General features: G+C 53.3%; 9 protein-coding genes and 1 pseudogene. 4 read left to right on the forward strand and 6 right to left on the reverse strand.

The genetic code is table 11. The features are described 5' to 3' along the window. Positions 1–97: 97 nt before the first annotated feature. From AC222A_RS17660 to AC222A_RS17670, 3 genes are read right to left on the reverse strand one after another with little or no spacing between them, the layout of a single operon-like run. Positions 98–700, reverse strand: a complete 603-nt coding sequence (locus AC222A_RS17660) for a hypothetical protein (RefSeq protein WP_372760069.1) — start codon at positions 698–700, stop codon at positions 98–100. A gap of 2 nt (positions 701–702) precedes the next feature. Next, positions 703–3,156, reverse strand: coding sequence for a TonB-dependent receptor (locus tag AC222A_RS17665; RefSeq protein WP_486775347.1), 2,454 nt, complete (start codon positions 3,154–3,156; stop codon positions 703–705). Further along, complete coding sequence (locus tag AC222A_RS17670) at positions 3,153–3,809, reverse strand: hypothetical protein (RefSeq protein ID WP_372749926.1); 657 nt, start codon at positions 3,807–3,809, stop codon at positions 3,153–3,155. The genes AC222A_RS17665 and AC222A_RS17670 overlap by 4 nt, the downstream gene beginning before the upstream one ends. A gap of 94 nt (positions 3,810–3,903) precedes the next feature. Between AC222A_RS17670 and AC222A_RS17675 the strand changes: the two genes are divergently transcribed. The 4 genes from AC222A_RS17675 to AC222A_RS17690 are packed head-to-tail and all read left to right on the forward strand — an operon-like array spanning position 3,904 to position 8,458. Beyond that, positions 3,904–4,590, forward strand: a complete 687-nt coding sequence (locus AC222A_RS17675) for a hypothetical protein (RefSeq protein WP_372749927.1) — start codon at positions 3,904–3,906, stop codon at positions 4,588–4,590. Further along, positions 4,587–5,252 (forward strand): TetR/AcrR family transcriptional regulator, encoded by a 666-nt coding sequence (locus AC222A_RS17680; protein WP_372749928.1) that lies wholly within the window; start codon positions 4,587–4,589, stop codon positions 5,250–5,252. Before AC222A_RS17675 ends, AC222A_RS17680 begins: the two co-directional genes overlap by 4 nt. 24 nt (positions 5,253–5,276) lie before the next feature. Beyond that, positions 5,277–6,956, forward strand: coding sequence for a sulfatase-like hydrolase/transferase (locus AC222A_RS17685; RefSeq protein ID WP_486775348.1), 1,680 nt, complete (start codon positions 5,277–5,279; stop codon positions 6,954–6,956). A 23-nt stretch (positions 6,957–6,979) separates the two neighbouring features. Continuing rightward, complete coding sequence (locus AC222A_RS17690; protein ID WP_372749324.1) at positions 6,980–8,458, forward strand: flavin-containing monooxygenase; 1,479 nt, start codon at positions 6,980–6,982, stop codon at positions 8,456–8,458. Positions 8,459–8,495: 37 nt separating this feature from the next. On the opposite strand, the pseudogene AC222A_RS17695 reads toward AC222A_RS17690, so the two are convergent. From AC222A_RS17695 to AC222A_RS17705, 3 genes and pseudogenes are all read right to left on the reverse strand, one after another. Beyond that, a pseudogene (locus AC222A_RS17695) lies at positions 8,496–8,699 on the reverse strand (integrase core domain-containing protein); the annotation flags it as partial. 129 nt (positions 8,700–8,828) lie between these two features. After that, on the reverse strand, positions 8,829–9,536 hold the full coding sequence (locus AC222A_RS17700; RefSeq protein ID WP_372749323.1) for a hypothetical protein: 708 nt from the start codon (positions 9,534–9,536) through the stop codon (positions 8,829–8,831). Positions 9,537–9,601: 65 nt separating this feature from the next. Beyond that, positions 9,602–10,385, reverse strand: a 784-nt coding sequence (locus tag AC222A_RS17705) for an alkaline phosphatase family protein (RefSeq protein WP_486775349.1), incomplete at its 5' end; no start/stop codon positions are given.

Below are 10,385 nucleotides of genomic sequence, written 5' to 3' on the forward strand. Positions count from 1 at the left end.
CCCGCCTTGTAGCTGTCATCCACCGCCAAATAGTGTGGTGCAAACGGGTAGTCGGCGAGATCCTCGAAACGACTATCGGGAGTGCGCAGGAATTGCATCAGGCGATCAGGTACTGACAGGTCATTGCGATAAATGCCAACAACAGCGGCACTAGAAATTTAGGACCGCCACCCACGACAAAATAGGGACTAGCGGGAAAGGCAATAGTTTTTAGCAAAGCATTCACTTTGTGGTGATGAGTGTCGGTAAAAGCATCGCCAGATAGGGCATTCAACATGCTGCGTCGCGAGCGATAGCGGATCAGCGCCGCCAAATGCCAATCGTCACCGTTTTCCACACCCCACAGTTCCACGTTCTTTCCCGCGCCACGGGCCACAGCCAGTGGGTGGCCGCCACTGCGTAACAACGCACCGAGAAACGCCTTCTGATAGATGTTCAAGGTTTTTACCGACTCACGCACCGGCGGGTTGTAGGCGATCAGATTGACCATCACGAAATCCCGGCCATCGTCGGCTTCGCAAAATCGCCGCAAACCCTCGAACTTTTCTTGCTCCTCCACACCTAGCTGATCGACATCAACCCGCGCAAAGAACTCGTCAATCTCATCCTGGCGCAACCGCCCATCAAAACCGTGGTACCAAATATAAAAAACCGCATACACAGCAAGGGCGCCTCCCCAAATCAGCACGGGGCTTATCATGACTAGTCGCCTCCAATCGATGCCGCATCTGCACCGAAGCTATAGCGAATATCCAACGACACCAGCGGCTCGTCAGTCAGCACCGCAGCGGCGTAATTACCCGGATTACTGGGCAGGTCATTAAAAACGACGCTGTGAGATTCGCGGGTCAGGTTTTTCGCATTCAGGATAAAACGCCAGTTGCCATTGCGTTGTGCCAAACCCACCCGGAAATTCACCGTCGTTCTGGCGTCCTGCAAGGACTGGGGATCGTTGTCAATGTTCTGAAAAAATTCATCCTCGTACTGGATATCCAGCCCCAGCAACAGGCCCCAATGCTCACCGATTGGCAGTCGTACTGTTGGGGTCAGGCTGGCAGTCCAGACCGGTGCATACTGCACCTGCGCACCGGTCAGATCCTGACGAACGTCGCCGCGCACCGGCAGGAGGCCGCCGGGATCCATTGGCAGGAGGCCGCCGGGATTCATTCGCTGTGTGCCGCAGCCCGGCGGATTGTCGGCGACGTCAGCACCGGCGATGCCAGGGGCGCAGGGAAAGGAATCGTAGGTTGCCTCGGTGTAGCCGATACTTCCGGATACGGAAAGGATTGGTAGTGGTGGCAACCAGGTAAAATCCAATTCGACGCCACGGCCCGTTGCATCGTCCGCGTTCAAGGTGGTTAATTGCGATCCGTTATAGGCGAATATTTGCAAGTCGGTATACTGTGTCTCGTATACGGTCAGGTTCAGTTGCAAAGACCGATCAAATAAGTAGCTCTTGATACCGATTTCTTTCGAAAAAGCCTCTTCCGGGCGATAGGTCAAATCCACAGGGGCGACGACCGGCCCACTCATGCCACCGCTTTTGAAAGCCTGGGCGACGCTGGCAAACAGTCGAAAATCTTCAACTGGCTCCCAGGAAATCGCCAGCTTTGGCGACAGATCGTTTTCCGTTTTGTCATAGGTCTCGGTAAAATTTTCCGCCCCCGCAACCGCATTGGCGATCACAACGCTGTCATTCAGCGAATAGGTAGAGGCCTGCTTCCGCTCGCTCGTGTACCGCAATCCGAGAGTTGCGTTTAGCGTGTCGGTGAAGTGCCAGTCTCCCTGCAGGAACACCGAATTCGCCTTCGAATCGACCTGCACCGCACCTTCAATAAACAGGGTGTCACCCTGACCCTCCACAGAACCTTCGGCAGCCAGCAGTGCACGGGCTGCAGCGTCTTCCGAGCCACGTGGCAATCCGGCACTCCCGGCACGGAGCAAATCGTCCAGTTGATCCAGCTGCAGCACCGAGCGTTGGGTAGAGCCGTTCTCGAACTGGTAGTGCAACACACCAAACATCAAATCCAGGCCGGTGCCCCATCCAAAGGGTGCGCCGGTGCGCCCATCAAAGCGAATCTCTACCGACGTCTGTTCGTAGCGATCTGTTGGGAGCGTGGTCAACGTCGAAAAGAATATTGGGCTAAAGTCGGTATCGAGCTCAGCGGGTGAAGTGATTTTGGAACGATTCGCGGTTATTTCTGCATTGAAGTCATCAAAAAATGCCAGTTCACCCAGTGCGTGAAGATACCGAAACGTCAGAGACTCAGATTCACGATTTGACGAACCGCCCTGAATAGACTGATTGCCATCCGCTTCTCGATCAACTCTCGGATCGTGCTTGCGCCATTCTTCGATGGCACGATCGGTCGCTCCCACAATCTGATACGGCGTGCTAACGGTCTCTGCCTCAGCTTCAAAATAATCCAGCCCCAAAACCACGTCGTCGCTCACGTCCCAAAGTAGCTTGAATCTGCCGGCGAACTGGTCGAATAGCGTACCCTCCTCATCAGTGGTTGTGTTGTAGATGTTCGACTCACGGTACCGATCGCGGATTGCAATCCTTGCACCCAACCTTTCGGGAATAATCGGAAAAGACAGCGCAGCGTCGACACGCTTTTCGTTCAGGCTTCCCGCAGCGACATTGATATAGCCACCCCACTCGGCATCTGCGGGTTTAGTCGTAAAATTAAGCACACCCGCCACGGTATTTTTTCCAAACAGCGGTCCCTGCGGCCCGCGCAATACCTCTACGCGCTCTACATCGTAAACACCATCTGCGGTAAACGTAGTGCGCCCATAGGAAACGCCGTCAATAACGAGTGCTGCCGAGGGCTCAATATGCCGTCCCTGGGCTGGCGTACCAAACCCTCGAATGGTAAATGTGGGCACCGAATTGGAGTCGACATACTTGACGTTTGGTGTGTAAGCCACCATGTCTTGAGCATCCAGCGCCGCGTTCTCCGCCATCGCCTTGCCATCAATGACCGAGACCGACGCGGGCACGTCGATCAGGCTCTGTTCCTGCTTCTGCGCGGTAACGATCACCTCTTCCAAAACACGGCGTTTTTCCTGGGCAATGGCGTTAACCACCATAAACGGTGTAAAGCACAGCATTGTGATTTTGAAAAAGCGCTTTTGTATTCGTCGGTTCATATATTTATTCCTGACAAATTTTTGGGGTTATTGCGTTTTCCGGATATCAGCAGATTGATCAATGCACACAGGGTGAGTAGCAACAGCCCGAGCACAAAGCGCAAATCCGAGTAGTACAGCAATGGGGACACGGGAAATGCCACGGTCTTGTCCAGCGCCGCGATTTTGTAATCATGCCGACCGGCAAACTCCGGATTGGTCACGATTTCCAGCATGTCGCGCACACTGCGGTATCGCATCAATACCGCCTGATCCCATTCATGGGCGCCGGGCAAGCCCACCAAGTCCACTACTGGCCCGATGGCAGGCCCGTAGAATGCAGGATGGCATGCGCGACGGAGCATTGCTGGAAACATGAATTCCATATAGCGCGCCATCAGATCATCGGCGCTTGCACCAGGCTCTACACCACCAATGGTCGGCGGGTTTTCATTGAGATCGACAATATTGACCATGATGAACTGCCCGCCTTTGTCGCCTTCGAGGAAACCCCGGATCTGCTCGACATCGGCTTCTACGCCATCAGTTTCCGCCATCAGCTGCAGGTAGTGCTCAACCTCCGCAGCGGTCAACGGCCCACCGGTATTGGTGTACCAAAATGTAAACAGCAACCAGATGGCGAGGCCGGTACCCCAGATAAACTTGCTTGTCATAGTCGAAATAATTCATTGCATTAATTAATTCATTGAATTATATTGTGCACATCTCGAACATAAGTCAATACCCCTACATCAAAATTCACCGTCCATGACCAAGCCATTCCAACTCTTCGGTATTCCAAGCTCCCTTTATACGGGGAAGGCACGCAGCTACCTGCGCAAGCAGGCCATCCCTTTTGAAGAACAGGGGATTTGGGCCGATGCCTACCAGCACCAGACACTGCCTCAGATTGGCCGTACCATCATGCCGGTGGTGATTTGCCCCGATGGCACGGTGGTGAAGCGTCGACAGGCACCACGCGTAGCGCGTTGGGTAGAACGGATGAATACCGCCGAGGAAAACTTTTGCGAATACTCGGCCATCGAATCGATTGATGACAAACACCTGCCCGACACACTGATCGCGCTGCTGCGGTTCATCGCCGAAGAATATTTGCCCGAGTTAACTGCGCATGTCGCTTTTGCCAACCAATGGCTGGATGATCAACCCGATTTGAAAACCGGGAGTAACGGATTGGATGATCCTGCGCAGCGGTTTATAGGCATGGCGGAATTTGACTGGCGCGGAACCCGGCTATCAACGCTCGTCATGCCCTACCGTTTTTATTTGCTGCAGTTTTTACAACAACATTTTGATGAATCAAGCGACGATGCCCGTCGAGATATCGAGAGCGTCTACGCCCAAACCGGGCTGGCGTCGGTATTGACGCTACGGACCAGGCGCCCGGTCGAACGCCGCAATCATCTGGAAGTGTGGGGAGAAGCAACACAATGAGTAAAAAAGCGACAGCGCGGCAGAGCTACGAAACCTCCGAAACGACTCGCCTGCACATCATGGATACTGCGGAAGCCCTGTTTCTGGAACATGGGATCGACGCCGTATCGGATCGCGCCATTCTGCGCGAGGCCGGGCAACGCAACCTGTCCGCATTGAAATACCATTTTGACGGTCGCGACGGATTGCTCACGGCCCTTCAAGAGCGACGCGGAGAACAGGTGGAAGCACGCCGGCAAGAAATACTGGCCACACTGAACGCGCTCGGGGGGACGATTTCCCTACGCGGTGCCTGTGACGTGCTTCTATCCACTTACTTCTCACTGTGCCGGGAAGATGAGAGTTTTCGCCGATTTCTGGCGAAATTTGGCCAGTACTCCATGATCCACGGCAATTCGCTGCTTATTGTCGAACCGATCACTTCCAGCCTGGAACAAATATTCCAGATTATTGTTGACCAGCTACCCGCTATGGATTTGTCGTTATTGCTGATGCGTCTGGAAAACGCGAACGCGATGGGGATCCTGGCCCTAACGCGCAGAGCCCAGAGCGATAAGGCATTTCATGGCAAGGACGCGGACCTGTTTGTGGAAAACCTACTCGATCAATTGGTGGCAATGATCAGCGCACCAATTTCACCGAAGACCCAACGGTTGATCTAAAACGAAATCGGAGCTGCTATCTAATTGAGAATAATCAAAAGACTTGGCGTTACTGCGCTGATCCTCATGGTGATCGGCATCACCGCCTATTATTTTCGCTATCCGCTGATGCTGAAGATGGCACAAACCATGGTGCCGCTTTTCCAACCCGAAATCGTGCCGCAACCCGATATTCAATGGGCGTCAGGTAAAGATCCGCTGCAACGGCCAAAAGACCAACGACCACCCAATGTCGTGCTGATACTGGCCGACGATTTGGGCTGGAATGACATCACGCTGAACGGTGGCATTGCCGGTGGCACGGTACCGACACCGAGCATTGATTCCATCGCACAGGATGGGGTCAATTTCACCAATGGTTATGCTGCCAATGCCACCTGCGCCCCGTCGAGAGCCGCGATTCTATCCGGGCGCTATCCAACCCGCTTTGGTTTCGAATTCACGCCCACACCACCGGGATTTATGAAACTCACGGCATTGGGTAACGAGAAGCAGTTTCCCGATAGACCGAAAGGGATCAAACACGAGGGCGAGAGCGAGCTCACCTACGAAACGATGGGCATGCCCGCCGGGGAAGTCACTATTGCCGAGGCACTGGCAGATCAGGGGTATCACAATGTGCATATCGGCAAGTGGCATGTCGGGCTTGCCAACGGCATGGGGCCGCTGGATCAAGGGTTTGACGAAAGCCTGTTGCTCATCAACACGCTTTATCTGCCTGAGGATCACCCCGATGTGGTCAACGCAAAAATCCCCTTCGACGGTATCGATCACTTTTTGTGGAGCATTTCTGACGCCACGTCGTCAGTAAACGGCGGCAAAACCTCGTTCAGGCCCAGTGACTATATGACCGACTACTATACCGACGAAGCGTTGAAAGTTATCGAGGCGAATAAAGATCGGCCCTTCTTTCTGTATCTGGCCCATTGGGCGGTACATACCCCGCTACAAGCCCTGCGCGAAGACTACGACAAGCTCGATCATATCGAACTCCATCGTGAACGAGTCTACGCCGCGATGATCGCAAGCCTTGAGCGCAGCGTGACACGCGTGCTCCAGTCGCTGAATGATCACGGGTTGAGTGACAATACCATCGTGATTTTCAGCTCGGACAACGGCGGCGCACCCTACATTGGCTTACCGGAAATCAATAAACCTTATCGTGGATGGAAGCTGACATTCTTCGAAGGCGGCATTCATGTGCCCTTTATGATCAAGTGGCCGGCAAAGATTGCCGGGGGCACAACATTCAACAATCCTGTACATCACTTTGATCTGTTTTCAACGATTGTCGAAGCGGCGGGCGCCAAGCTGCCAAGCGATCGCAAAATCGACGGTGTTAATTTGTTGCCTTACGTTCAGGGCGAGAAGCCCGGCAAACCGCACGACAAACTTTTCTGGCGCAGCGGCGCCTCCCAGACTGCGATAGTGGGCAATTGGAAGCTGAATGTGAGCGCACCTCCGGGGCATCCGGCGCTCTACCGACACTGGTTATACAACCTTGCCGTCGACCCCACAGAAAAGCACGACCTGTCGGAGCAATACCCCGACAAAGTTACTGAGCTGAAAGCCGCTTTGGCGGCCCACAACGCAGAACAGAAACCGCCCAGCTGGCCCGCGAAAAGCTCGTCGCCAGTACGTATCGACAAGGACCTGAGCGCGCCGTTTACCGGGGATGATGAAGCCATCTACTGGTCAAACTAGTTGACTCAATCAGGAGTTTTACAATGAACAACCCTTCAGGCAACACGATGGCAGATGTTTCCGTAGTCATTATTGGCGCGGGCCTATCCGGCATTTGTGCCGCCTACCATATGCAGCAACGCTGCCCCGATCGCAGCTTTCGCGTGATCGAAGCCCGCGACAATATTGGTGGCACCTGGGACCTGTTCAAGTACCCCGGCATTCGCTCCGATTCCGACATGTACACCTTTGGTTATAACTTCAAACCGTGGACGGCAGAAAAAGCCATCGCCCCGGCAGACACCATACTCAAGTACATGCAGGAAACTGTGGACAAAAATGGTCTGCAGTCAAAGATCAGCTTCGGCACACGGTTGATCAGCGCCGACTGGGACAGTGAATCCAGCCGCTGGAGGCTGACGCTGGAATCAACCCATAATGCACAGCGCGAAGAAGTGAGTTGCGATTTCTTGTTTTGCTGCACGGGTTATTACCGCTATAGCAAAGGTTACACGCCTGACTTTCCCGGCGTCGAACGCTATCGCGGCACCGTGGTGCACCCGCAGAATTGGCCGGAATCACTGGACTGCGCTGGGAAGCGCGTCACTATCATCGGCTCCGGTGCAACCGCGGTCACGCTTGCACCCACGCTTGCCAAGAGCGGCGCAAAGATTACGCTACTACAGCGCTCGCCGACCTGGATTATGTCAATGCCCGATAGCGGCTCCCGCCTGTTCAGGTTTCTACCCGATCGATTGGCCCATGCCCTTGTACGCTGGCGCAATATCGTCATGTTTATGGTTTTTTATCAACTATCAAAACGCAAGCCTGAAATCGTAAAACGCTTACTGCTGAAGAGTGTGAAACAGCAACTGCGCGGTGCCGCAGACATGAAACACTTTACGCCCGGTTATGAGCCCTGGGATCAGCGTGTATGTCTGGTTCCGAATGGCGACCTGTTCAAGGCAATACGCAATGGTGATATCACAATGGTGACGGATCATATCGAAGCCTTCGATGAAACAGGCATTCGTCTTGAATCCGGTGAACGTATCGACAGCGACATTGTGATCACCGCCACCGGCCTGACCGTGGAAGTACTGGGCGGCGCATCGGTCAGCGTCGACAACAAACCCATCGACTGGACGGAAAAGTACATGTACAAAGGTACATTACTCAATGATGTGCCCAACTTCGCTTTCGCCACCGGATATACCAATGCGTCCTGGACATTGAAAACCGAACTTGTCGCAAAATACGTCTGCCGACTGCTGAACCATATGGAACGCAATCAGTTCGCCGAGTGCACCGCCCGGCTACCGGACGAGGGTATCGAGCAAGTTCCATTGATTGATCTGCAATCCGGGTATGTTTTGCGCGCCAATAACGTTCTGCCCAAGCAAGGCAACAAACGTCCCTGGCGCCTATATCAAAACTACCTTCTTGATCGCATCGCACTCAGCATTGGGAAAATTGACGACGACACTTTGCATTTTGAGCGGCAACCTCAAACAGAAGTGTAATCCCCCCATTTTAAACGGCAGTTGTTCGTAGAAACTTTTACGCTGCTTTTAGAAGCTGCCTTGGGGGTATTTCTCCGGTGGCCGTATTGGGCCGTTCATTATTGTAAATCCATAACCATTCAGTCGCGAGTTGCTGGGCATGAGCGACCGACTCAAACAGATGTAAATCAAGCCATTCATGGCGAACCGTTCGATTGAATCGTTCAATGTAGGCATTCTGCGCTGGTTTGCCAGGCTGGATATTCATGAGATAGAGAAAAGATGCGTCCAGACCGGTTAACTGCAACATATTTTATTCCCCTTACAATCTAATTTTTTCATTGAGTATGCGCCCGGCCTGTCCTATCCATTTAGGCTTGCAGCATCTGAGTTAAAAGATCTTCCAACGCGGCCCACGCTTTTCAGGAACTTTTTGGTCTTCAGGTAAAGTGCATAGCCTGTCCATGTGTGTGGTGGAACCATCCGCGTATTCCCACACCAACTGGTCGCCGTTGGGCCCTTCCGTGAGGTAGCGCTTCACGACCACTGGCCCCCAACCGAATACATTGAATTCAAGAACTTTGTTTCTCCACGTCATACTGGCCGAGGTTCTAGCACAGTATTCCTTGTCACCTAAGGTAAAGAGCACCGCACCTTCTGTATCGTTGGAGTTTAAGCCAATCGTGTCCTCATTGAGATTGGGACCGCCGTCGTGAATGATGCCTGAAGCAGTAATTACAACCCGTGATCCGCATTGTTCAACCCGCTCTACATGTCCGACGTGCCCACCCTTAACGCCAATCCAGAGACCACGAATATCCGCTGCTTCTTCAGGCAATGGCTCGGTACATTCGGCCAGAATAGGCAAGGGGAAATGGTCGTAGGCACAACCGGGCGTATTGCCCTTTGGTATATCGATGGCTCGTTTTCCGCTGCCATCCAGCTCAGGTAATTCGCAGTAATTAATCGTGCTGCCATCACCCGCCAATACCGCTGGATCAGTCATCAACTCGGGTCTTTCCGAGAAGAACGCCAGCCAAAAACCGAAAGTGAATAGCGCAGCTAACGTTGCTGTCATCCTTAATACCCATTTTTTCATATCTATTTTCCATTCTTTACCCAACTGCGATCACAACAGTGGGGGTAACTTAATCCGGTGGAATCTCAGGTCTGCTTTTTAGCGTAGGCTCGAAAACCCGCCAGCAATACAATAAGCATGAGTAGCACCAAGGCTTCGCCGCGAAAGCGGTCGTAAACAGTGTTTAAAGCGACCTGACGGATATGGTTATAACCCTGTGGCGGGTCCAATACCCCGTTCTCACGTTTGTAGCGCTGATAAAGATTCAGCATATGCTGGAAACGCTGTGCTTGCTGAGAACTCAAGTCTTGGGTCTCACCGGGGTCGTTAGCTATATCAAAAAGCCGCCACGTATCGTCGCCCACCGGGCCGCGCGTCATAACCAGCTTATAGTTACCTAGAAAGAGCACGCCCTGCCCAGCCAGTTCGTAGCCAACGGCCTCGTCTTCACCGTAGACATTTGCTGTCTCCCCTTTAAGCAAAGGGGTAAGGTCTTTACCGGTAATTGGCTCAACGGGTTTGCCGGCATAGCGTCCTCTCGGCTGATCGACACCCGCCAGAGATAAAATTGTCGGGGTTATATCCTTAACGTAGGCAAAAGCACGATTGATGTCAGGTTGAACCGCCAGCGGCTTACCCGCGATGATAAGCGGTACGCGCAGCCCACCCTCGCCCACGTAAAATTTGTAGTAAGCCAGCGGCGAAGCACTCGCGCTGGCAAAGCCTGGCCCAATATTCACAAAGCTGCCCTTGAGGCCAAGGGTGTCGTAGTCGGCTGTATAGTCCTGTCGCGCGAGTTGGAAGCGCGCTCTGGCCGTGTTCAGCGCATCCGGGCCGCTGGGTTCACTCCCGTTGTCCGAGGTGAAAATG

The sequence above is a fragment of the Litorivivens sp. genome, assembly GCF_057445395.1.

Bases quoted from the DNA above. Each gene is read 5' to 3' on its own strand.
- AC222A_RS17660 (WP_372760069.1), bottom strand. From the start codon at position 700: ATGATAAGCCCCGTGCTGATTTGGGGAGGCGCCCTTGCTGTGTATGCG.
- AC222A_RS17665 (WP_486775347.1), bottom strand. From the start codon at position 3,156: ATGAACCGACGAATACAAAAGCGCTTTTTCAAAATCACAATGCTGTGC.
- AC222A_RS17670 (WP_372749926.1), bottom strand. From the start codon at position 3,809: ATGACAAGCAAGTTTATCTGGGGTACCGGCCTCGCCATCTGGTTGCTG.
- AC222A_RS17675 (WP_372749927.1), top strand. From the start codon at position 3,904: ATGACCAAGCCATTCCAACTCTTCGGTATTCCAAGCTCCCTTTATACG.
- AC222A_RS17680 (WP_372749928.1), top strand. From the start codon at position 4,587: ATGAGTAAAAAAGCGACAGCGCGGCAGAGCTACGAAACCTCCGAAACG.
- AC222A_RS17690 (WP_372749324.1), top strand. From the start codon at position 6,980: ATGAACAACCCTTCAGGCAACACGATGGCAGATGTTTCCGTAGTCATT.
- AC222A_RS17700 (WP_372749323.1), bottom strand. From the start codon at position 9,536: ATGAAAAAATGGGTATTAAGGATGACAGCAACGTTAGCTGCGCTATTC.